The organism is Lentzea kristufekii (genome assembly GCF_033949925.1).
Classification (GTDB): Bacteria; Actinomycetota; Actinomycetes; order Mycobacteriales; family Pseudonocardiaceae; genus Lentzea; species Lentzea kristufekii.
In genome coordinates this window covers 95,182-117,852 of record NZ_JAXAVV010000009.1, presented here as the reverse complement: position 1 = coordinate 117,852, position 22,671 = coordinate 95,182, and the positions used below count along the sequence as shown (strand labels likewise).

Sequence of the window (22,671 nt, the reverse complement as noted above, 5' to 3'; positions counted from 1 at the left end):
GTCTTGCGGTAGGTGGCCGACGTGCGCGGTGACTTTCACACGCCGGCCGGGTTCTGGGGGAACCGGACCCGGCAACTGCGCCGACCCCCACTCCCGGGAGTTCTCGGGCCCGGCGGCGCAGGTACCGGATCTGGACACAAAGATGACAGGGGGCGTGCACAGATTTCGCCCAGGCCGTGCACAGACCATCAGGAAGTGCGCGAGTATGGCTGTGCACCCCAACGCCTGGATCATCGAGGAGCGATCAACCTGTGGAGTTCCTGTTGCTCGGCTCGCTGGCGGTACGGCGGACGGGCACATCGCTGGAGCTGGGCGGCCCCCGGCAGCGCGCGGTGCTCACCATGCTGTTGCTGCACGCCAACGAAGCCGTCAGCGTCGCACAGCTGACAGAGGCGGTTTGGGATTCTCCGCCGGTGTCACCCGAATCGAACCTCCGCACGTACGTCGCCGGGTTGCGCAAGGTCCTCGGTGACCGGCTGAAGACCCGGGCCGGCCACGGCTACCAGCTGGTGGTCGAGCCCGGCGAACTGGACCTCGACTCGTTCGACCAGCTGGTGCGCGAAGGCGAGAACGCGCTCTCGGACGGTGACACGGAGACCGCGGCCGACCTGTTCGGCCAGGCGCTGGCCAGGTGGCACGGCATCCCGACCGCCGAGCTGAACGCGGGACCGTTGCTGCGCGCGGAGTTCACCCGGATCCAGGAACGCCGGCTCACGGCCGTCGAGCGGTTCGCCAAGGCATCGCTGGAACTCGGCCGGTTCGACGACGTGATCGACCGGTTGCGGCGCGAGACGGCGCTGCACCCGTTGCGCGAGGAGTTCTGGGCGCAGCTGATGCTCGCGCTGGACCGCTCCGGCCGTCGCAGCGAGGCGCTCGAGGCCTACGCGACGGCCCGCAAGCACATGATCGAGCAGGTCGGCGTCGAACCCGGCTCGCGGTTGCGCCGGTTGCAGCAGGTGGTCCTCGAAAGCCGGGTGCCCTCGCCCGCGGCTTTGAACGCGCACCGGCAGCTGCCGATGGACATCGCGGAGTTCACCGGGCGCGAGTCCGAGCTGCGGCGGCTGTGCGAGCCGGGGCCGCAGACCACCGTCGTGATCTCCGCGATCGAGGGCATGGCCGGTGTCGGCAAGACGAAACTGGCCGTGCGCGCGGCCCACCGGCTCGTTCAGCGTTACCCGGACGTGCAACTGTGGGCCGACCTGCACGGCTTCGACGCCGACGAGCTGCCCGCCGACCCGTCAGCCGTGCTGGAGAGCTTCCTGCGGCTGCTGGGCGTGCCCGGCGGGCAGATCCCGGAGTCGCTGGAGGAACGGGCGGCGCTCTACCGAGACCGGCTGACGGACAAGCGCGCGCTGGTGCTGCTCGACAACGCCGCGGGCGAGGACCAGGTGCGGCCGTTGCTGCCCGGCGGTTCCACCTGCATGGTGCTGATCACCAGCCGCCGCACGCTGCTGCGGCTGGACGGCGCGAAGTCGGTATTCCTCGACGTCTTCACGCCCGGCGAGGCGCTCGCACTGCTCTCCCGGATCGCCGGTGAGGACCGGGTCCGGGCCGATCACGCGGCCGCGGAACGGATCGCGGAACTGTGCGGGCACCTGCCGATCGCCGTCGCGCTCGCCGCGAAACGCCTGGCCCGCCGTCCACAGTGGACGCTGCGGGACCTGGTGGACCGGCTCGAACGGGGAGGAGGCCTCGGTACCCGGGGCGTGTTCGACCTCTCGTACCAGGCGTTGCCGGAGAACCAGAGGCGCCTGTTTCGGCTCCTCGGACTCCACCCGGGGGAAGACCTCACCGCCGACTCGGCCGCCGCACTCGCCGGGCTGACCGCGTACGAGGCGAGCGACCTGCTGGAGACGTTGCTCGACGAACACCTGCTGCAGCAGCACACTCCCGGCCGCTACAGCCTGCACGACCTGTTGCGCACGTACGCCGTCGAACAGGTCATGGCCGCCGAACCGCCACCCGCCCGTGCGCTGGCGCGGCGCCGGGTGCTCGACTGGTACGTGCACACGTCCTGGCACAGCGCGCAGCAGCTCAACCCGCAGCGCCGACTGGAGATCGCTCCCGCTGATCCGGCCGTGCACCCGCGCACGTTCGCGGACCGCGATGCGGCCCTGCTGTGGTGCGACACCGAACGCGCGAACCTCGTCGCCGCGATCCGCGACGCCGCCCAGCACGAGTTGCCCGAGCAGTCCTGGAGTCTCGCTCAATGCCTGTGGGACTTCTTCAACCTGCGCAAGCACTGGGCGGACTGGATCGACACGCACGGTGTCGCGCTGGCCGCCGCCCGGTCGGTCGGCGACCGCAGCGCCGAGGGCCGGATGCTGATCACGCTGGGCATCGCGCTGCGCGAGGTCCGGCGGCACGACGAGTCCATCGAGTGCAACCAGCAGGCGCTCGCGATCTTCCGCGCGACCGGGGACAAGTCGCGCCAGGTGCCGACGCTCAACAACCTCGGCATCGTCCACATGGTGCAGGGCCGGCCCGAGGACGCGCTGGCGTGCTACGAGCAGTGCGCCGAGATCGCCCGTGAGCTGGGCGACCTGCACACGGAAGCGGTGACGCTGAACAACATCGCACTGCTGCACGCCGACGCGGGCCGGTTCGACGTCGCGTTGTCGCGGTACCTGCGGGCGCTGGAGATCCGCAAGGACATCAAGGACCCGTACAGCGAGGCCATCCTGCTCAACAACATCGGCGAGGTGTACCGGGGGCTGCTCGACTTCCCCGAGGCCGTGTCGTACGTCGAGCGGGCGCTGGAGACGTTCCGGGCGATCGGCGACCTCTACGGGCAGGCCGAGTCGCTGGACAACCTGGGGCTGGCGCTGGACGGGCTCGGTGATCGCCGTGGCGCGGAGAAGTGCTGGCTGGAGTCGGTGACGTTGTTCGAGGAGCTCGGCGAGCCCAGGGCCGACGAGGTCCGCTCACGTCTGTGAGCGGCCGATCAAGTAAAGTGCGATCGGTGCCGTATCGCGTTTCTTCAGCCTGGTCCGAACAGCCCGCGGGCGAGTTCGCCACAACTGAAGACGTGAGGACACGGCATGAAGGATCTCTCGTTCGACCCTGACGACCTGGAGCTCGGCGACCTCGCGGTCACCTCCCTGCGCGACTCGGTCGCGTTGCCGGAGTCCGGCGCGTCCGGTGGCGCGTCGTCGTGCTCGTGCGGCAGCTCGTCGTGCAGCAGCTGCACCCAGCCTCCCGTCCAGAACGCATGAGCGATCGCGCGCAGGGAGAAACAGCGCCATACGCACTCGTGCGCCTGGCGGCCCTGCCGCACCCGGACGGCGCTGCGGCGGCAGCGCCGTTCCGGCGGGCGGTGGAGGCGCTGGCGGCGGTGGAGGCCTCGCTGGTGTCGCTGGCCGGCCCGGTCTCGGACCTGTTGCACGACAGCGCCGGCACGCACTCCGACTCCTACCACCGCTCGGTCGTGCTGCCGTTGCGCCGCGACGTCCACAACGGACGGTCGCCTCGGCCCTCTCTTCGCGGTGAGGCCGACGCGCTGGTGTCGCGCTTTCCGCAGCTCGGCGAGTGGCTGGCCGCAATGGACCAGCGGGCCGCTCTGACCGAGGAGGTCGAGCGGCTCCTGCCGGACGCGCTCGCCGCCGAACGCGAGGTGCTCGCGTCGTTGTGCGGCACCGAATCCCTGCGGAAGGCGGCCGTCTTCAGCGGCCGCGACCTGTGGCAGGGACTCGCGCGGGCCGGCACCGGTGACAAGCGCTCCCGCAAGGCCGAACCGGCCGTGCTGCGCTACGCCCTGCGTGCGACGTCGAAGACCAGTCCCCTGTCCTGGTACGCGGCGGTCGGCTGGGCCACCTGGTCCCCCGACGCGCCCACGCCCGACTGGGGCACTCCGGTCGCCGTCACGCGGGTCAACCAGGTGCTGCTGTCGCGGTTGATCGCCGCCCTGCTCTCCGACCGCGCGCACCTCTTCGACCACCCGCACCGCCTCGCCCCCGACGTGCACCTCGACGGCGGCCGGATGAAGTTCCGCCGCGACGTTCCCGCGCGAGGGCCGTTGCGCGCGTACGTCGGCATCCAGGAGGACGTGGAACTGGCGTCGAGCGCGCCGCTGCAGTTCCTCGTCGGCCTCACCGGCGCGAACCCCAAGGGCATCAGCCCCGCCGAGCTCGCCAGCGCGCTCGCGACCCGGCTGCCCGACGGCGAGTCCGACCGCGCGCAGCACTACGTCGCGTTGCTGCTCGACATCAAGCTGCTCGTGCCGGTGCTGCCGACGGACCCGCAGGATCCCGCCGCCTGCCCCGCGCTGGCCTCGTGGCTGCGCGACACCGGACGTCCGGAACTCGCCGACCGGGTCATCTCGATCTACCGCGACACCCTGGCGTTCGCCGACGCCGACGCCGCACAGCGGCCTGCCGCGCTCGCCGCCCTCTTCGCGGCATGGGAGGAACTGGGCTCGGTCGCCGGGGCGGACCTGGGCGGCGTGACGCCGTTGAGCGAGGACGTCGTGCTGCCCCAGTCGTTCCGGCTCGGCCGTGCACACGGCTACGACGGCGTGCGGTCGCTGGCCGGCCTCACCCCGTTGCTGATGCTGTTCGACCGGCACCTCGCGATCCGGCGGCACTCGCGCGACCTGTTCGTCGCGAAGTTCGGTCACGGCCGATCCGCTCGCCTCGCCGAGTGCGCGCCGCTGATGCACGAGGCCATGTCCGGTGCGCCGACCGGTGGTCTCGGGGCGAGCCGCGCCCAGGTCGCCGATCTGGTGCGGGACGGCGTGATCACCGACGAGGTCGTCACCGCCGCCGCGGACCTGCTGCCCTCGTGGATGAAGACCAGGCCGGTCTCGTACTCGTTCTTCGCCCAGCCCTCGCCGGACGGCCTGGTGGTCAACCACGTCTACGACGGGTTCGGCCGCTTCCCCGGCCGGTTCCTCGACCTGCTGCCGCCCGAGGCCTACGCGACAGTCCGGGCCACGCTGGACGGCGTGTTCCCCCGCGGGTTCGCGGAGTACCGGCCGGTGCAGGGCTTCAACCCGAACCTGCACCCGCTGCTCGGGCGCGCCGAGATCGGCGAGGACCCGCACTGGGCCGACCACACGCCGGACGCACTGGAGATCTTCCACGACCAGGAGACCGACGAACTGCGACTGCGGCGCCGGGACAGCGGTGCCGTGCTGGACGTGCTGTACCTCGGGTACCTCATGCCGATCTCGCTGCCCGACCGCGTCGCCGCCCTGCACGCCGACCTCTCGTGCGGCGCGGCCGACCTCTCGCCGTTGCAGCCCGTCGAGGTTCGCGGTGACGTGCGCGTCGCCGATCGCCTGCGCTACCGCGACGTCGTGCTCGGCCGGCGTTACTGGGACTTCCCTTCCGCTGCACTGCAAGAGGCGTTCTCGTCCGTGGCCGGTGCTACCGCGCTGCGTGCCCGGTACGGGATGCCCGCGCAGCTGTTCGCGGGCATGGGCGGCGTCATCACCTCCCGCGAGGACTTCGAGGCGCGCGTGAACGGCCCGAAACCGCAGTACGCCGACCTCACCAACGCGCTGCACCTGCGCTGCCTGCCTCGCCTGACGCCCCGCTATGGCGACCACGTCCGGCTGACCGAAGCACTTCCGGTGCCGTCCGGACAGGTGCTGGAGGTCGTCGCGGAGACCTACCGGAGGGCCGGATGACCGACGTCGTCTGCTACTACCACGACCCGATCAAGGCACCGCTGCTGCGCGACGGCGTCCTGCCCGCTCTCGCCGCCACCGAAGCCGCCTTCTCCGACGTCACGGGCCACGTGGAACGCCACTGGCTGCACGGCCCGCACGTGCGGGTCGTGCTGTCCGGCCCGTCCTCGCCCACGGCGGCGTTGCTGCTGGCCACCCTGCTGCGCTCCTACCTGGCCGCACATCCGTCCACTGTGGAACTGAGCGAGGCCTCTCTGCTCGCCCACGCCGAGTCCGCGTCCGTCGCCGAACTGCTCCTGCCGCCGTTCACCCCGCTCCACCCCAACAACTCCGTGCGCATCGAGCCGACCGACGACACGCGACTGCGCTCGCTCCTGTCAGAGGCACACATCGCCGTGCGCGCCGAAGGCCTGCGGTTGGGCGTTCCGGCCTTGCGACACTCCTTCTCCGTGCCTCGCGCAACCCTCGCGCTGACCGCGATGGCCGTCCACGCCAGCCGTTACCCGGCCGGCCTGCGGTACGGCTACCACTCGTTCGTCTCGCACGTGGAAGACTTCCTGCTGGCCAACGACGCCGACGGCACCATCCGGTCCAAACTGGACTCGATCTGGACCGCGAACGCCTCCGCCGCCTGCGCCCTGGTCGAGCAGGTGGCGCTGGGCCACCCCACCACCCACCTGGAAGCGGCCTGGCAGACCTGGACCATCGCGCTGCGCCTGACCACGCAGGAACGCTACGACGCGGGCCTGCTCACCGCGGAACCCAACCCCCGCCACGGCGAACGCGCCTACGAGATCGGCGACGAGGACGCGATCCGCCGCTACAACTACGGCGAGCGGACGAAGTTCAGCGACTACCACACCGCGATGTGGACCGTGGACCTCTCCGACCCGGCGATCGCGCGCTCGATGGCCGTCTACCGCATCGGCACGAACGTCCTCTACCAGCTGCTGGCGATCTGCGACGTCACGCCGATGGAGCGCTACGCCGCGGCCCACCTCCTCGCCAACGCGGCACAGCAGGTCCTGGGCACCACGTGGGCCGAACAGTTCGCGGCACTGCCGAAGGTCGGGTGACGCACATGCTCGTACGGCTGCGCCCGATCGTGCAGGCCACCCGGACCGCCGACGGCCTGCACCTGCGCGGCTGGGCATCGAGTTGCACGCTCTCCGGCGGCTCCGGCCTGTGGAAGGTGTGGCAACGCCTGGCCCCGCAACTGGAGTCGGGGATCCCGCGAGCCTCCCTGGAGGTACCCGAAGGCACCGCCCCGGCCGTGCGGGCCGCGGTCTCGCTGATCCTGGAACAGTTGTGGGAGCACGACATGCTGGTCGAGATGCCGTCGTGGGGTGCCGACGCACCTGCTCCGGAGGTGGCGGCCTGGCTGGAGTCGGCGGCCGCGGAACCGGTGGAGGCCTGGCGGCGGCTTCACGCGGCCACGGTGGTCGTGGCGGGGCAAGGGATGCTGCAGGACGCGGCTGTCCGGGCGGCCGAGGCGGTAGGACTGGCGGTGCAGCGGTCGGATGCGGCCGGCAACCGCGAACTCGTGGTGGCAGCGGGAGATCTCGTCGTCCTGGCGGGTTGCGGAACCGATGTCGGCTATGTGCTCGTGCCAACAACCGGAGGCTTGGCTTCGGTCAACACTGAAGCCACTATGCGTATCGCGGCGCGCCTTGGTGTCACCGGCGAACCTGCCGAGATCCTCTCCACCCTCATCGGATCCGCCGCCGTGCACCGCCTCGTCTGCGCCCTCGCCGGTCTGCCGGATCCGGCCGCCGAACTCGCCACGGGCACCTGTCCGATGGTCCTGGTCGCCCACGCCGACCCGCTCACGGCCACCTACCACCCACTCCTGCAGGGCCCACCCCCGCCAGATCCGTGGCGAGCCCTCGAAGCCCTCACCGACCACGAACTCGGCCCGGTCGACACCCCGGTGTTCGGCTCCCTCCCCCAGGTCCCGGCCAACCTCGCCACCTCGGGGGACGCCCTGGGCATCGGCACCACGGCCGACAGCGCCCGCCTCGACGCCGCTCTCAACGCCCTCAAGACCGACGGCGTGATCGGCATCGACGAGACCCATGCCCGAGGCGCCGCCCTCCGCCTGGCCGCACGCCACCACCGGGGCGAGCCGGCCGACGCCCACGAGTGGACCAGCGATCCGACCGCGCACCGGTGGTGGAAGGCGCTGACCGCGAGGTTCGGTGTCCCCGCGGTGGTCAGGGCCGAGCGCCTCGCACCGGGCGTCCACAAGGCGGAGATCAGCAACGGGCAGCGCGTCCTCGCGTGGGCGGTCGAGGCGACGGCCGCGGACGCGGTGGCCTTCGCCGCCCTCGCCGCCACCGGGTACGCCCAGGCGGGCCGCGCCGGCACCGCGCACCTCAACGGCGCCGCTCCGCTCAAGCCCGCCGACCACCCCGGCTGGGTCACCCGGCAATGGCACTGGCCCGCCGACGTGAGGGACCGCGAAGAACGACTCCAGCAAGCGATCGCGATGCTGCCCGGCGTCAGGATCCGGCCGCTCCAACTCGACCCGGAACTCCGCGCCGCCGGCCTCAAGGCGTACCGATGACCCGTGTGGACGGCGGCCTCACCCTCATCGGCCCGACCACGGGCGTCTGCGTCGGCTGCGCGGAGACCGCACGGCTCGCTACGGCCAGGGCACCCCGCGACGTGCAGCTGAGAGGTCTGACCGCACCGGCGTTCCTGCCCCTGGTGGCCGCACTCGAAAACCAGGAACACGACACCGTGATCGCGATCCGCACCGACCTGGGACTGGTGTCCACCCACCGCATCACGCCCGGCAACTGCTGCTCTCCGACGCCCGCGCCCAACGAGGAGACCAAGACCCCCAACGGCGAACTCCGCACCCCGGACAGGAGCACCGGGGTGAAGGACGCCGTGGTCGACTTCCGGCACGGACCGGTCACCGCGCTGTTCCGCACGGGAGACCTGCCGCTCGCCACGGTCACCGCCGAGCTCGACTCCCACACAGCCGGCTACGGGCGCACCACGTCGTTCGAAGAAGCTGAACGCATTGCCGTCTTCGAAGCGATCGAACGCCGCAACGGCATGCGTCCGCGCCACCCGGACCCGAGGGAGGTCTCGTTCGCCGAACTGGGACCGTCCCGGGCACTCGACCCGCAACGCCTGGGCCTCAACGACTTCGGCAACGCCTACCACCCGGACCTGAGGATGCGCTGGGCCGAAGGCTGGTCGTACACGCACCAAAGGCCGATCCTCATACCGGAGCAGGTCGCGTACTGGGCGGCGCACACACCGGCAGAGCAACGGTTCGTCCACGAGACGTCCAACGGCTGCGGGCTCGGCAACAGCCTGACCGAGGCGGTGCTGCACGGCCTGTTCGAGGTGGCCGAACGCGACGCGTTCCTGATGGCCTGGTACGCCGAGACGCCGCTGACCAGGATCAAGCTCCCACCCGACCCGCTGCTGCACCACCTCGCCGACCGGCTCGAAGAGCTCGGCTACGAGCTGCTGTTCCTCAACGCCACCAACGACCTGGGCATCCCGGCCGTGCTGACCCTCGCCAGGACCACCAGAGCCGGCCTGCCCCAGGCGTTCTTCGCCGCCGGTGCCAGCCCGGACCCCGCGAAGGCCCTGCGGTCGGCCGCCGTCGAGGTGGCCGTGGACGTCGAGGCGTTCGCCGACCGCGCCAGGGCGAACCCCGGGAACTACCGCAGAGAACGCCTGTTGAGCCTCCTCCACGACCCGGCGCAGGTCCGGAGCATGGACGACCACGTCGCCGTCAACACCCTGCCGGAGGCGAGGGAGCGGTACGCGAACCTGGTCAGCGACGAGCCACCCCAGGTCCTCCCCGACCGGCGCGACCACACCGACCTGCGCGATCTGCTCGACCGGTACGCGGAAGACCTTCGCGGTCAAGGCCTGGAGCTGATCGCGGTCGACCAGTCCGACCCGCACACCACGAACACCCTCGGGCTGCACTGCGCCAAGGTCGTCGTGCCGGGCGCGCTGCCCATGACGTTCGGCCACCTGCACCGCCGGACGACAGGCCTGTCCCGCCTCTGCAAGACCGCCGGCCATCCCCACCCGTTCCCCTGAACCACCGTTGGAGCAGCTGTGACCTGGACCGGCCTGCACTGCAGGGTGAACTGGAACCGAGCGGACCTCGACGCGTTCGTCGCCGACGCGCTGGCGCCCGCGATGGCCGGCCAGGAGTGGTACTTCCTGCGCTACTGGGAGACCGGCCCGCACCTCCGGGTGAGGATCAGGAACGCGCAGAACGTGGACAAACTCGAAGTGCGTCTGCGGGAGCTCATCGCGGCCCAGGACTTCGCGCAGGAGCAGGGAGAACCGGACTGGCTCCCGCACGGCGACATCCGCGAGGTCGAGTACGTCCCGGAGACCGAGCGGTACGGCGGCCCCCAGGCACTGCCGATCGCCGAGGAAGTCTTCTGCCACAGCACGGAGGTGGCGGTCGCCGTGCTCAAGGCGACCCACACGGACAGCGCCCGCCTCACCGCCGCCATCGACCTCACGATCGCCACGGCGAAGGCGCTCGACCTGAACCTGCCGCAGGCCGCGAGCTGGTTGCGCAGCCTGGGTTCCGGCTGGCGCAACGTCCAGGAGCGGGCACCCGTGCCGACCATCGGCTCCCAGCACGCCGCCAACCAGCTCATGGCCAAGCGCGGCCGCGACCTGGCCGCACGCTGGCACCGCGAGCCACGAGGCGCCGTCGCCCACTGGCGCAGCACGATCAACGAGGCCAAGCAGCGCCTCGACGTCTGGCTGCCCTACGTCTGGGCTTCACAGCTGCACATGCTGCTCAACCGCCTGGGCATCACCCCCAACGAAGAACGCATGATCTGCTGGACCACCGCGGCCGCCGCCATGTCCCCCAACGGCCTGACGGACTTCCACGACGACGGCGAGACCGCGCCGGACCGCCGTTACCTGGAGGCGAGCAAGTTCCTGCCCGGCTTCACCGACCAGCTCCCCCGCAAGACCGCGGCTCCCCGCCAGTCGTGGCCGTCCACCACCTCACTGCCCTCCACAGTGGACACCGACACGCTCAGGGCGCGCAGGACCAGCCGCGACCTCACCGGTGACCTGAACGCCGAACAGCTCGGCACCCTGCTGTGGAACGCCATGTCCCCCGAGGACGGCAGGTGGCCGTACCCGAGCGCCGGAGCCCAGTACTGCGCCAGGATCAGGCTCATCGCGCTGAACGTCGACGGCCTGGCCCGAGGTCGCTACGAGGTCAACGAGGTCGAGCGCGCCCTCACCTGGTTCGGCGAGGCGCCGTCGATCGACGACCTGGAAGCGACCTCGATGTGGTTCGGACCCGGCACCACCGAACTGGCTGGAACCCCGGCCGTTCTGGCCCTTTACATCAGGCTCGGCGCACTGCGGCAGACGTACGGCCTGCGAGCGCTCAGGTTCGCGTTCACCGAGGCCGGGCACCTCGCCCAGAACCTCACCGTCACGGCGGCGAACCTGGGCATCCGCACGGGACTGGTCGGCGGGTTCTACGACGACATCGCCCACGACGTCATCGGGCTCGACGGCGTGAACGACGCTCTCGTCTACTTCCTGCCGCTGGCCTCAAATCTCGACTGAGTCCAGCAACTTCTCCACCGTCGGCTCGATCGCGGCCGCCGCCCGCGCGTCGCGGAACCGGCGCTCGATGCCGAGATCACGGCGGAAGGCCGCGTCCCCGCACACCTTCATCGCCAGGTCCGTCACCGCCACCGCGGCCTCGGTCGCGGTGACCGCCAGCAGCCGGACGCGGTCGGCCGACCGTTCCGGATGCCACGTCACCGCGGACAGGGTGTCGTTGTACAGCACCCTGACCGCGTCGGTGCGCAGCCGCATCCGGGCCAGATCGGACCGGGTGCGCGGATCACCGCCACCGAGGTGCCCGATGGCCGCGGCAAGCGCACCCTCCATCAGTCCCAGCGACACCGCGGCCCCGAGCACCACGAACCACGGGAACGCGAGTTCCTCGGACCACAGCCGGTTGGACGCGGGCACTCGCACGGGATCGGCCTCCACGCAGGTGGCGACCGTCCCCCGCAGTCCCATCCCGGCGTGGTCGGCCGGGACCAGCAGCCCCGGCGCCTCGGCGGGGACGAGCCACAACGCCGGGCCGCACGACCAGACGTAGCTGTCCGCCTCGCCGGCCGCGATCACCCAGCTCTTGCGCGCTCGCACCTGCACGACCTCGCCGTGCGTCGACATCTCGCCCGGCGAACCGAAAGCGGCCAGCGTCGACAGGTGCCGGCCCGCCGCGATCTCGGCCCTCAACCAGTGCGGGCCCGACCGGTCGAGCACGGCGGCCGCGGAGTAGTGCGAGCGCAGCACGGAAGCCGTTGCGCCGCAGACCCTTGCGACCTCCTCGACCACCCTGCCGGCCGACCGGACGTCCTGGCCTCCCCCGCCGACCGTGCGGGAGATCGTCATCCCGAGCAGGCCGCGGGCGCCCAGGGCGTTCACGGCGGCGCGCGGGAACCTGGAGTGCTGGTCGACGTCCGCGGCGTTCGGCGCCACCACGGTCTGCACGACGCGGAGCAGGTCCGCCCGGTACGTCACGTGGGCGGGTAGAGCGAGTAGGAGGGGAAGTTGCCGTACGGCCGTTCGTCGGGCGGGCCCTCGGTGACGGCGTGGACCAGCAACGCGCCGCCGACGAACGCGCCCCGCCAGGAGGCGCCGCGGCCGCCGAACACCTCGTCCCGGTCACCCCTCGACCGGGGCTTGTTGATGCCGACCTTGAACGCCTGCAGGTCTGCGCTCAGCCGTCGCGCGGTCGCCTCGTCGTCGCAGGCCAGCGACGCGACCAGGGCACCGTTCGAGGCGTTCATCGCGGCCAGCAGCTCGGCCTCGGTGTCGACCAGGACGATCGTGTCGACCGGCCCGAACGGCTCGGCGTGGTGCAGCACCGACGAGCGCGGCGGGTCGAGGATCGCGACCGGCGCGAGGTACGCGGCGGTCTGCTGGCCCGGCAGGAACCGGCCGGAGTCCACCGATCCCCGGTACAGCGGCACGCCACCGGCCCGGATCGCCTCGTCCACGACGTCGCCGAGCTCCTTGGCCTTCGCGTCGTTGATCAACGGTCCGAAGTCCAGCTCCGGCAGCTCGTCGCCCGGTGTCGCGACGGCCAGCGGGTGCCCGAACTTCACGTCCCGCACCGCGGGCAGGTAGACGCTGAGGAACTCGTCGAACAGCGACCGCTGCACGACATACCGCGGGTAGGCGGTGCAGCGCTGCTTGCCGTAGTCGAAGGCCTTGCGGATCTGCGTGCCGAGCATGTCCCAGGAGTCGGTCTCCCAGATGCCCCAGCAGTTCAGGCCCTCCTGCTCCAGGACGTGCCGCCGGTTCGAGTCGACCAGGCGCGTCGCGATGGCGCTGCCGACATCACGGCCGCCCACGAAGGACACGCAGCCGAGGAACGACGACCCCACCAAGACCGGTGCGAGCTCGCTCCCGCTTCCGGACACGAGCGTCAACGGCAACCCCGACCGGACGACCAGCGCGGTCGCGAGCGTCAGGCAGCTGACGCCGCCGTCCGTCGGCGCCTTGGCGATGACGGCGTTGCCCGCCAGCGCCTGCACCAGCATCGCGTGCATCAGCACGCTCATCGGGTAGTTCCACGAGGCGATGTTGCTGACCGGGCCGTGCAGCGGGGAACGGCCGGCCAGCATCGAGTCGATCTCGTCGACGTACCAGCGCACGCCCTCGATGCAGCGGTCGACGTCGGCCGTGGCGAGCCGCCACGGCTTGCCGATCTCCCACACCAGCAGCAACGACAGCAGGTCGCGGTGCTCGGTGAGTGCGTCCAAGGCCTCCGAGACACGCGCTTTGCGTTCCGCGAGCGGCACGGTGCGCCACTCGATGTGCTGGTCGACGGCCGCGACGACCGTCCGGCCCGCGACGTCGAAGTCGAGGAACGGCGGGCCCGCGGTGGTGGAACCGTCGACCGGACTGGTGGCGGGCATGGGTTCGCCGGAACGACTCCACTCGCCGCCGAAGTGGTTGAGCAGCCGATCGTCGTGGAACGCCTCTGGTGCGACGGAAACGCACCGTGAGTACACGTCGTTCCACGAGGTTCCTGGCTTGAGGATCAACGACATCGGAGCGCCCTCCCGGATGCTTGATCAGCGATTTTGCACGTGCTGCCAGCCGAAGCGGCCCTTGATGCACAGGTTTCCGTGCGTGACTGTGCTTTCGTGCGGCGACGTGACCTTCACGATCTCGTTGTCCTGCACGTGCAGGGTGAGGTTGCACCCGACACCGCAGAACGTGCAGATGGTCGTGGTCTGCGTCTGGGCCTCTTCGTCCCAGGTGCCGTCCTCGCGCTTGTCGTACTCGCGCCTGAAGCTCAGCGCACCCGTCGGACAGACCTCGATGCAGTTGCCGCAGTAGACGCAAGCGCTTTCGGGCAGCGGAGTGGAGAACTCCGTGGAGATCCGCGAGTCGAAGCCGCGGCCGGCCACCGAGATCGCGAAGGTGTTCTGCCACTGGTCGCCGCAGGCGTCGACGCACTTGTAACACATGATGCACTTGCCCAGGTCGCGGACGTAGAGCGGATTGTCCACTTTGGCCGGCTGCCGCACGGTGGCGGCGGTCTGGCCGTCGGGTTCCTCGTGCTCGCCCGCCCGGCGGTCGTCCCGGTCGTCCGACGGCGGTGCCGGCGGGCCGAAGCGGGAGGGGTCGGCACCGCACGCGGACATCCACTCGTCCACGTGCGGCGTGGTGGAGAGGTCCGACGCGGACCCGAGGAGTTCCAGTACCAGCTTGCGGCTGTGCTTCGTGCGCTCGGACTCCGTGTGCACGACCATGCCCGGCTCGACCTTGCGCGAGCACGACGGCACGAGCGTGCGCGCGCCCTCCACCTCGACCATGCAGACGCGGCAAGCGTTTGCCGGCTTCAGGGTGTCGCCGTAGCAGAGCGTCGGGATCGACTTCCCCTTGGCGGTGCAGGCGTCCAGGATCGTGGCGCCTTCCGGCACGCGCACGGACTCGCCGTCCAGGGTCAGCTCGACCAGTCGTTTCGGAAGTCCGATCTCGACGATCGTCATGATGCTGCCTCCTCTGCGTAACCGAGCCGGTCGAGGGCTGATTCGATGGCGTTCCAAGCTGTCTGACCCAGCCCGCAGATGGACGAGTCGCGCATGACCTGCCCGACTTCACGAAGCAGCTGGAGGTCGGCAGCGGAGGTGCTCAGCGGACGCTTGCCCACCAGCCGGTGCATCGCTTCCTCCTGGCGCACGGTGCCGATCCGGCACGGCACGCACTGTCCGCACGACTCGTCGCGGAAGAACGCGGCGATGCGCAACAGGAAGCTGCCCAGGTCGGCCGTGTCGTCGAGCACCAGCACGACGCCGGAGCCGAGCGTGGTGTTCGCCGCCCGCGCGTCCTCCATGGTGAGCGGCAGGTCGAGCTCGTCCGGGCGGACGAACCCGCCTGCCGCCCCGCCGAGCAGTACCGCTCGCAGCTCCCGGCCTGGCGGCACGCCACCCGCCAGGTCGAGGAGTTCTCCGAGCGTGGTGCCGAACGGCACCTCGTACACGCCCGGACGACTGACGTTGCCCGACAGGCAGAAGAGCTTCGGGCCCGTCGAGCCGGAGGTGCCGATGCGGGTGTAGGCCTCGCACCCCTCCGTGAGGATCACCGGCACGTTGACCAGCGTCTCCACGTTGTTGACCACCGTCGGTTTGCCGAAGAGCCCCGACTCCACCGGGAACGGGGGCTTCGAGCGCGGTTCACCGCGGAAACCCTCGATGGAGTTGAAGATCGCCGTTTCCTCGCCGCAGATGTACGCGCCCGCGCCGCGGCGGATCTCGATGTCGAACGAGAACCCCTCGTGTCCCATGATGTTCTCGCCGAGGAAGTTGCGCTCACGAGCCCGCGCGATGGCGTTGCGCAGCAGGTGCAGCGCACGCGGGTACTCGCCGCGCAGGTAGAGGTAGCCGCGCGAGCAGCCGGCCGCGAACCCGGCGATCGTCATCGACTCGATCACCGCGTACGGGTCGCCCTCCATCAGCAGGCGGTCCTTGAACGTGCCGGGCTCGCTCTCGTCCGCGTTGCACACCAGGTAATGCGGGCGCACGGGCTGGCGGGCGGTCGCGTCCCACTTGCGTCCCGTCGGGAACGCCGCACCGCCGCGGCCCATCAGCTCGGCGTCGGTGACCTCGCGAATCACCCCGGACGGTCCCAGGAGGAGAGCCGTCCGCAACGCCGCATAGCCGCCCGTCGCCCGGTAGTCGTCGAGCGACTCCGGATCGACGACGCCGACCCGCTTCAGCAGCCGCAGGCCAGGGGACCCCGCCTGCGGCACCTCCGCGCGCTCACCGTCCACAGGAGAGGGACCGGCGGCCGCCACCGCGATCACCTCGTCGGCGTCGGTGGGCGCCAGGAGCTGCTCCGTCGCCACCTCCCCCGCCTCGAACGCGAGCGCGGCCGGAGCCTTCTCGCACACCCCGAGACACGGGCTGCGCAGCCAGCCGCTCTTCGCCCCCGCCGGACCGAGCTCGCTGGTCAGCCTGTCGCACAACGACTTCGCGCCGTTGACCTGGCACGCCAGGTCGACGCAGACGTGCACGACCTTCACCGGCCGTTCGGACAGCGAGAACAGCGAGTAGAAGCTCGCCACCCCGTACGCCTCGGCCGGCGGGACGTGCAGGACGCGGCAGATGTGGTTCAGCGCGCCCTGGCTGATCCAGCCGACCCTGTCGTTGACCGCGTGCAGGGCGGGCAACAGCTGGTCCCGGCCCATGCCGGTGAACAGGTCCACGACGACGCGTTCGGCCTCGGACGGCTCGACGTCGAGCAGTTTGAGATCCACTCAGCCCACCTTCACCGGAAGCTTCTCGATGCGGATTGCCGCGGCCTTGTACTCCGCCGTGCCCGCGATCGGGCAGGTCGCCTCGATCGTGATGATGTTGACGTCGATCTCGTCCGGGAAGTGGAACGTCATGAACACCAGGCCCGGCGTCAGTCCGTCGTCGATCCGCACCGGCGCCTGGATCTGCCCGCGCCTGCTGGTGATCGCCACCTCCTCGCCCGCGACGACCCCGAGCGTCTCGGCGTCCTGCGGGCACAGGTCGAGCGTCTCGCCCATGCGCATCGGCGACTCGAACCCGTGCGACTGCACCCCGGTGTTGTAGGAGTCGAGCCGCCGCCCGGTGGTGAGCCGGAAGGGGAATTCCTCGGTCAGCTCGTCGACGGGCGGGCTGTGCGGCACCGGTGAGAACGTCGCGGGCATGCCGCGCTTGACCGGGTCCTCCTCCCACAGCCGGCCGTGCAGGAAGCTGGGTTCGAGGGAGTTCTCGTCCGGGCACGGCCACTGGATGCCGCCGAGCTTCTCGAGCCGGTCGTAGGTCATGCCGGTGTGGATCGGCGACAAACTGCGCAGCTCGTCCCACACGTCCTGGCCGGTCTTGTGCTGCCAGTCCGCGCCGAGCCGGGTCGCGATCTCGCCCATGATCTCGATGTCGTCGCGCGCACCCTCGGGCGGCGTCAGGGCCTTGCGCACCCGCTGAACGCGGCGCTCGCTGTTGGTGAAGGTGCCGTCGGTCTCGCACCAGGCCGCGGCGGCGGGCAGCACGACGTGCGCGAGCTGCGCGGTCTTGGTGAGGAAGATGTCCTGCACCACGACGTGGTCCAGATTGGACAGTCGTTTGATCGTGTGCTCGCAGTCGGCCTCGGACTGCACCGGGTTCTCGCCGATGATGTACACGGTGGTCATGTCACCGCGTTCCATCGCCTCCAGCATCTGGGTGAGGTTCCAGCCCTTGGAGGCCTTGAAGTTCGAGCCCCACGCGTCGTTGAACTTCTTGGCGACACCCGGATCCGTGATGTCCTGGAAGCCGGGCAGCCGGTCGGGGATGGCGCCCATGTCACCGCCGCCCTGCACGTTGTTCTGCCCGCGCAACGGGTTCAGCCCGGCGCCGTACCGCCCGACCTGACCGGTCAGCAGCGCCAGGTTGATGAGGCTCAGCACGTTGTCGGTGCCGTTGTGGTGCTCGGTGATGCCGAGCGTCCAGCTGAGCTGACCACGATCAGCCTTGGCGTAGGCGTGCGCGAGCTCGCGGATCAGCTCGGCCGGCACACCGGTCTCCAGCTCGGCGACCGGCAACGTCCACGGCTCGACGGCCTTCACGAACTCCTGGAAGCCCTCGGTGGCCCGCTCGACGAACGACATGTTCGTGAGGTTCGACGCGATGATCTCCCGCGCGATCGCGTGCGCCAGCGGGATGTCCGTGCCGACCTTGAGCCGCAACCACCCGTGCGCCCACTTGCCGGTGCTGGTCAGCCGCGGGTCGACCACGTACAGCTTCGCGCCCTTGTTGACCGCCTTCAGCACGTGCTGGAAGAAGATCGGGTGCGCATCCCGCGCGTTCGACCCCCAGAGCACGATCAGGTCGGCGTCCTCGATCTCCTGGTAGGAGGAGGTACCGCCACCACTGCCGAACACCTTGGCCAGCCCGGCCACGCTCGGGGCGTGACAGGTGCGGTTGCAGCTGTCGACGTTGTTCGTCCCGATCACGGCCCTGGTGAACTTCTGGGCCATGTAGTTCATCTCGTTGGTGGCCCGCGCACAGGAGAACATGCCGAACGCGTCCGGGCCGCCGCTGGCCACGTTCCTGCGGAAGCCCTCTGCTGCCTTGTCCAGCGCCTCGTCCCAGGTGGCCGGCCGCAGGACTCCCGCGTCGCGCACCAGTGGCTGGGTCAGCCGCACGTAGGGCTCGGTCTTCTTCCGCCTGCTCATCGTCTGCACCTCCTGCGCCCATACTGTATGCAATCTTCGGTATGCGCTAGCCCCTGTTGCGGGATTTCGAAGGCACGGTGAAACGCTTCGGGCCCGAACCGCGATCGTCACCCTGATCAGGCAGCGGCGACGACAAGGGCGGGACATGACCGGACCAGACGGCACGCAGTCCGACAACGATGCACGCGTGCAAGGCTCCGGAACCGTCTACCAGGTGGGCCAGATCCGCGGCGACGCCAGGATGGGCAACATCGACAACTCGCGTCGCACCACGGTCAGCCTGGGAACGTTCGGCGTGGTCGTCGGCGTGGTGATGACCCTGGTCATCGGGTTCGCCGTGTGGAAGTTCGTCGTGACGGACGCGCAACCGGACGGATCACCACCCGCGGGGGCTACGACGTCGAGCGAGACGAGGACCCCACCGGACGGCGTGCGGACGAAGGAGGTCCGGCTGACCCGCGGCACGGGTGCGGACGTCGACGGGAACGATGTCGCGGCCACGCCCGGTCCCGGTGCGATCGGGGAGATCGACCTCCACCTGGGCGAGTTCAACCTCCTGCACGCCAACGGAGGCGGCTTCTACGACGACCGAGGACCCGAGCAGCAGGCCCAGCAGCGGTGTACCGCGGCCGTCGCCGGCGGGAAGTACACCGACGAGGCGATCCTTCCCGCCGCGCCGGGAACACAGCACTGCTTCGCCACCTCGGACGGCCAGGTCGGCTGGTTGCGCGTCAAGAGCGCGGAACTGGCGTCCGTCAACTCCGACGCCTTCACCGTCCTCGCCGTCCGGGTGTGGCGGCCCTAGATCGATTCCTCGATCGACCGCGGCGTGGCCTGGAGAACGCGTCCAGCCTCCAGGAACAGCGTCACGCCTTGACGAACGACTGCGCGAAGATCGGCACCACGGACGTCAACTGGGCCTCGGCCGCCGCCTTGGTCCGGGCGGAGGCCACCACGACGGTGATGAGCGTGCCGCGGCCCATCAGCGCGTGACACGACCACGGGACCAATTCCGGATCCGGGTTCGCCTCGCAGTGCGCGTAGAAGTCGTCCACGCCTTCCGGCTTGGCGACCGCCTTGGTCTCTTCGGCACCGCGGTTCTTGGCGCACCCGGCGAGCCTGGTCTGCACAGCGCCCACCAGCGCGGCCGCCGTGCGGTCGGACATGGCGTGCACGCGCTGGAACAGGTTCACCGTCCCGTCCAGACACGCGTCCTCGCGACCGAGGTGCCGTCGACGCGCATCTCGCTGGTCCCGCAGAGGGTGGTGACGACCTCACCATCAGCGCCGGGTTCGTTGTCGGCGGCCGGAGTGCTCTGCCTGACCTGGCCGCCGAGCGCGTCGAACGCGCCGAGTGGGGCGATCGCCGCCTTGGCGCGCTGGTCCAGCTCAGCAGGCGTCGGCAGCGCCGTCGTGGTGGTGGTCGTCGCGGCCGACCGCGGGCTCACCGGTACACCCTGCGGTCAGGGCGACGACGGCCATGACGGCAGCACAGATCCTCGTGTTCAACTGATTCCCCCAGAATCACGCCCACAAGCGGGCTCAGGGGAGCATTGAACCGAACGCGTCACAGGTCCCTGCGGTCGAGGTGCTTGTGCAGCAACCGGTCCAGCTCCCCGCGCACGTCGAGCCCGCGGGTGAGCCCCAGCATCGCCCGCGCCGGCATGGAGACCTGCTCCCCCACGACGAGCCCGATCCGCGGCACGCGCCGGGGATCCTCGATGCGCACCACCCGCATCCCCTCCGGTGTGCCGAACATCTGCAGCCACGCGTGGGCGATGACGCTCGACCACTTCCGCGTCGCCACGTGCGCCCACAACGTCGCCACGGTGTCGGCCTCGATGACCGGCACGGGCTGCACGCCGGCGTCGGCGAAGACCCCGTCGAGGATCCGGCGGTTGCGCATCTTGGAGGTCAGCAGGCACAACGGCAGCGCGGCCACGTCCGCCCACCGCGCCACCGGGCGAGAGGCGATCTCCTCGTCGGCGGGCGTCAGCAGGACGTAGCGCTCCTCGTACAACGGCATCGCGTGCACCGAGTCGTCGACGTACGTCATGGCGATGTCGAGCTCGAACTCGTCGAGGCCGCGCGTGATCTCCTGTGAGGACAACGATTCCAGCGTCACGCGCACGTGCGGGTGGCGTTCGCAGAACGGTGTCGTCAGCAAAGGCGCGACCGGGAGCGCTGTCGGGATGGCCCCGATCCGGAGCACCCCCGACAGCGACTCCCTCATGCGGGACAGGTCCTGCCGCAGCGCGTCGCGGTCGGCGAGCATGCGGTGCGCCCACAGCAGGACCCGTTCCCCCTCCGGCGTCAGCGCCTCGAACCGGCGGCCCCGGGACACGATCGGCACCCCGAGCTCGCGTTCCAGTTTGCTGATCGCCGCCGACAGCGACGGCTGGGACACGTGGCAGGCCTGCGCGGCGCGCGCGAAGTGGCGTTCACGGGCCAGGGCGACCAGGTGCTCCAGCTGTCGCAGCAGCAACTCAGGACACCGGCGACGTGCGCGACAGCAGGTCGATCGCCGCGTAGACGTGCCGCAACGTCGGCGCCGGCACGCGGGTGAGCTCGGCGATCTCCACCACGGCGGCGATGATCGCGTCGATCTCCAGCCGCTTGCCGGCTTCCAGGTCCTGCAGCATCGACGTCTTGTGGTGCCCGACGCGGCGGGCACCGTCGATGCGCTTGTCGATGGAGATCTGCGGGTCGCAGCCCGCGGCCCGCGCGATGGTCAGGGTCTCCGCCATCATCTGGGCCACGAGGTCGCGGCTGTCGTCGTGGTCGCAGATCTCCACCATGGTCGCGCGGGTCAGCGCGCTCAGCGGGTTGAACGCCACGTTGCCCATGAGCTTGATCCAGATGTCCTCGCGGACGTCCTTCTCCACCGGGCACTTCAGCCCGCCCGCGATCATCGCCTCGCTCAGCGCGACGCACCGCGCGGAGATCGACCGGTCGGGCTCGCCGATCGAGAACCGCGTGCCCTCCAGGTGCCGGATCAGACCCGGCGACTCGATCTCGGTCGAGCAGTAGACGACGCAGCCGATCGCCCGTTCCACGGGCAGCACGGCGGTGACGGACCCGCCGGGGTCCACGGCCTCGATCCGTCGTCCCTCCAGGGGATGTCCGGTCATGCCGTGGAAGTACCACCACGGGATCCCGTTCTGCGCCGCGATGACGGCGGTGTCCTGGCCCATCAGCGGTGCCAGCAGATCGCCTGACGACGCGTACGAGTACGCCTTCAGACCCAGGAAAACGTAGTCGACCTCGCCCACCTCGGCGGGATCCGAGGTCACATGTGGACGCGCGGTGAAATCACCACGCGGACTCAGCACCCGCACGCCGTGCTCGCGCATTGCGGCAAGATGGGCTCCACGCGCGATCAGATGTACTTCCACGCCCGCACGATGCAAAGCCGCACCGACGTAGGCACCGATCGCTCCGGCTCCGAGAACAGCGATCTTCATAGCACGCCCCGCTCGCTAATATTGCATACAGTATACGGACAACACGCCCAAATCCCTAGAAGTGCTTTTTGTATGCGAAAAGCTGTATTCTGCCCGGCATGACCTCTTCGCCCAGTGGCCGCCGGGCGCCCCGCGGCTCACTCAGTGCCGCGGCGACCCGCCGGGTCGAACGGCCCGCACCGCTGCGACAAGCCGTCTACGACGCCCTGCTCGAGCTCATCGTCAACCGGACCCTCGCGCCCGGCCAGCACCTCGTCGAGGCAGAGCTGGCCGAGTACCTCGGCGTGAGCAGGCAGCCGGTGCGCGAGGCGCTGCAGCGACTCCAGACCGACGGCTGGGTCGATCTGCGCCCCGCCCAGGGCGCCTTCGTGCACACCCCGACCGAGGAAGAGGCCGACCAGCTGCTCGCCGTGCGCAGCGTGCTGGAGACCTACTCGGCCAAGCTCGCCGCCGAGCACGCCACCGCGTCCGACGTGAAGCTTCTCAGGAAGCTGCAGAAGGCCGGCGAGGAGGCCCTGGTCACCGCGAACGTCGAGCGCCTGGTCAAGGCGAACGCCGACCTGCACGCGGCCGTCGCGGAGATCAGCCGCAACAAGGTCCTGGCCGAGATGATCGGCCTGGTCGACCGCCGGGTGCGCTGGTACTACACCCCGATCGCCCGCCCGCGCAGCCGCGACTCGTGGAACGAGCACGCCGAGCTGGTCGCGGCCATCGCCGAGGGCGACGCGGATCGGGCCGGCGAGGTCATGCACCGCCACGCGGAGCAGACCCGCCAGACCTACCACGACCGCAAGGCGCCCGAAAGCTCCACGGACAGCGACTGATCCATCGCCA

General features: G+C 70.3%; 18 protein-coding genes. 9 read left to right on the top strand and 9 right to left on the bottom strand.

The genetic code is table 11. The annotated features are described in order from the left end of the window. The first annotated feature begins 251 nt into the window (after positions 1-251). The 7 genes from SK571_RS19830 (at position 252) to SK571_RS19800 (ending at position 11,224) form a co-directional block, all read left to right on the top strand. A complete protein-coding gene (locus tag SK571_RS19830; protein WP_319985569.1) occupies positions 252-2,936 on the top strand; it encodes an AfsR/SARP family transcriptional regulator in 2,685 nt (894 codons plus the stop codon). 105 nt (positions 2,937-3,041) lie between these two features. After that, on the top strand, positions 3,042-3,215 hold the full coding sequence (locus tag SK571_RS19825; RefSeq protein WP_094030699.1) for a thiazolylpeptide-type bacteriocin: 174 nt from the start codon (positions 3,042-3,044) through the stop codon (positions 3,213-3,215). Positions 3,216-3,253: 38 nt separating this feature from the next. Then, a complete protein-coding gene (locus SK571_RS19820) occupies positions 3,254-5,629 on the top strand; it encodes a lantibiotic dehydratase (RefSeq protein WP_319985568.1) in 2,376 nt (791 codons plus the stop codon). Next, the gene (locus SK571_RS19815) at positions 5,626-6,705 is read left to right on the top strand and encodes a lantibiotic dehydratase C-terminal domain-containing protein (RefSeq protein WP_319985567.1); all 1,080 of its coding nucleotides are present in this window, start codon (positions 5,626-5,628) and stop codon (positions 6,703-6,705) included. The genes SK571_RS19820 and SK571_RS19815 overlap by 4 nt, the downstream gene beginning before the upstream one ends. Positions 6,706-6,710: 5 nt before the next feature. After that, positions 6,711-8,195, top strand: coding sequence for a hypothetical protein (locus SK571_RS19810; RefSeq protein WP_319985566.1), 1,485 nt, complete (start codon positions 6,711-6,713; stop codon positions 8,193-8,195). After that, positions 8,192-9,706: a YcaO-like family protein gene (locus SK571_RS19805; RefSeq protein WP_319985565.1), complete on the top strand. Its 1,515-nt coding sequence runs from the start codon at positions 8,192-8,194 to the stop codon at positions 9,704-9,706. Before SK571_RS19810 ends, SK571_RS19805 begins: the two co-directional genes overlap by 4 nt. A gap of 18 nt (positions 9,707-9,724) precedes the next feature. Further along, complete coding sequence (locus SK571_RS19800; RefSeq protein WP_319985564.1) at positions 9,725-11,224, top strand: thiopeptide-type bacteriocin biosynthesis protein; 1,500 nt, start codon at positions 9,725-9,727, stop codon at positions 11,222-11,224. Here SK571_RS19800 and SK571_RS19795 read toward each other — a convergent pair. The 5 genes from SK571_RS19795 to SK571_RS19775 are packed head-to-tail and all read right to left on the bottom strand — an operon-like array spanning position 11,210 to position 18,374. Then, the gene (locus SK571_RS19795) at positions 11,210-12,196 is read right to left on the bottom strand and encodes an acyl-CoA dehydrogenase family protein (protein ID WP_319985563.1); all 987 of its coding nucleotides are present in this window, start codon (positions 12,194-12,196) and stop codon (positions 11,210-11,212) included. The genes SK571_RS19800 and SK571_RS19795 overlap by 15 nt on opposite strands. After that, positions 12,193-13,734 (bottom strand): aldehyde dehydrogenase family protein, encoded by a 1,542-nt coding sequence (locus tag SK571_RS19790; protein WP_319985562.1) that lies wholly within the window; start codon positions 13,732-13,734, stop codon positions 12,193-12,195. The genes SK571_RS19795 and SK571_RS19790 overlap by 4 nt, the downstream gene beginning before the upstream one ends. Before the next feature lie 24 nt (positions 13,735-13,758). Beyond that, positions 13,759-14,682, bottom strand: coding sequence for a 2Fe-2S iron-sulfur cluster-binding protein (locus tag SK571_RS19785; RefSeq protein WP_319985561.1), 924 nt, complete (start codon positions 14,680-14,682; stop codon positions 13,759-13,761). Beyond that, a complete protein-coding gene (locus SK571_RS19780) occupies positions 14,679-16,448 on the bottom strand; it encodes an NAD(P)H-dependent oxidoreductase subunit E (protein WP_319985560.1) in 1,770 nt (589 codons plus the stop codon). Before SK571_RS19780 ends, SK571_RS19785 begins: the two co-directional genes overlap by 4 nt. Further along, positions 16,449-18,374, bottom strand: a complete 1,926-nt coding sequence (locus SK571_RS19775; RefSeq protein ID WP_319985559.1) for a molybdopterin oxidoreductase family protein — start codon at positions 18,372-18,374, stop codon at positions 16,449-16,451. Positions 18,375-18,519: 145 nt separating this feature from the next. Here SK571_RS19775 and SK571_RS19770 point away from each other — a divergent pair, with 145 nt between their 5' ends. Next, positions 18,520-19,179, top strand: coding sequence for a hypothetical protein (locus tag SK571_RS19770; RefSeq protein ID WP_319985558.1), 660 nt, complete (start codon positions 18,520-18,522; stop codon positions 19,177-19,179). 61 nt (positions 19,180-19,240) lie between these two features. On the opposite strand, the gene SK571_RS19765 is transcribed toward SK571_RS19770, so the two are convergent. From SK571_RS19765 to SK571_RS19750, 4 genes are all read right to left on the bottom strand, one after another. Continuing rightward, complete coding sequence (locus SK571_RS19765) at positions 19,241-19,567, bottom strand: hypothetical protein (RefSeq protein WP_319985557.1); 327 nt, start codon at positions 19,565-19,567, stop codon at positions 19,241-19,243. Then, positions 19,564-19,821, bottom strand: coding sequence for a hypothetical protein (locus tag SK571_RS19760; RefSeq protein WP_319985556.1), 258 nt, complete (start codon positions 19,819-19,821; stop codon positions 19,564-19,566). Before SK571_RS19760 ends, SK571_RS19765 begins: the two co-directional genes overlap by 4 nt. A gap of 119 nt (positions 19,822-19,940) precedes the next feature. Next, positions 19,941-20,858: a LysR family transcriptional regulator gene (locus SK571_RS19755; RefSeq protein WP_319985555.1), complete on the bottom strand. Its 918-nt coding sequence runs from the start codon at positions 20,856-20,858 to the stop codon at positions 19,941-19,943. A gap of 1 nt (position 20,859) precedes the next feature. Further along, positions 20,860-21,837, bottom strand: a complete 978-nt coding sequence (locus tag SK571_RS19750; protein WP_319985554.1) for a 2-dehydropantoate 2-reductase — start codon at positions 21,835-21,837, stop codon at positions 20,860-20,862. Positions 21,838-21,935: 98 nt separating this feature from the next. Here SK571_RS19750 and SK571_RS19745 point away from each other — a divergent pair, with 98 nt between their 5' ends. Beyond that, positions 21,936-22,661: a GntR family transcriptional regulator gene (locus tag SK571_RS19745; RefSeq protein ID WP_319985553.1), complete on the top strand. Its 726-nt coding sequence runs from the start codon at positions 21,936-21,938 to the stop codon at positions 22,659-22,661. Positions 22,662-22,671: the final 10 nt, after the last annotated feature.

Bases quoted from the DNA above. Each gene is read 5' to 3' on its own strand.
- SK571_RS19825 (WP_094030699.1), top strand. From the start codon at position 3,042: ATGAAGGATCTCTCGTTCGACCCTGACGACCTGGAGCTCGGCGACCTC.
- SK571_RS19815 (WP_319985567.1), top strand. From the start codon at position 5,626: ATGACCGACGTCGTCTGCTACTACCACGACCCGATCAAGGCACCGCTG.
- SK571_RS19810 (WP_319985566.1), top strand. From the start codon at position 6,711: ATGCTCGTACGGCTGCGCCCGATCGTGCAGGCCACCCGGACCGCCGAC.
- SK571_RS19805 (WP_319985565.1), top strand. From the start codon at position 8,192: ATGACCCGTGTGGACGGCGGCCTCACCCTCATCGGCCCGACCACGGGC.
- SK571_RS19790 (WP_319985562.1), bottom strand. From the start codon at position 13,734: ATGTCGTTGATCCTCAAGCCAGGAACCTCGTGGAACGACGTGTACTCA.
- SK571_RS19785 (WP_319985561.1), bottom strand. From the start codon at position 14,682: ATGACGATCGTCGAGATCGGACTTCCGAAACGACTGGTCGAGCTGACC.
- SK571_RS19775 (WP_319985559.1), bottom strand. From the start codon at position 18,374: ATGAGCAGGCGGAAGAAGACCGAGCCCTACGTGCGGCTGACCCAGCCA.
- SK571_RS19770 (WP_319985558.1), top strand. From the start codon at position 18,520: ATGACCGGACCAGACGGCACGCAGTCCGACAACGATGCACGCGTGCAA.
- SK571_RS19750 (WP_319985554.1), bottom strand. From the start codon at position 21,837: ATGAAGATCGCTGTTCTCGGAGCCGGAGCGATCGGTGCCTACGTCGGT.
- SK571_RS19745 (WP_319985553.1), top strand. From the start codon at position 21,936: ATGACCTCTTCGCCCAGTGGCCGCCGGGCGCCCCGCGGCTCACTCAGT.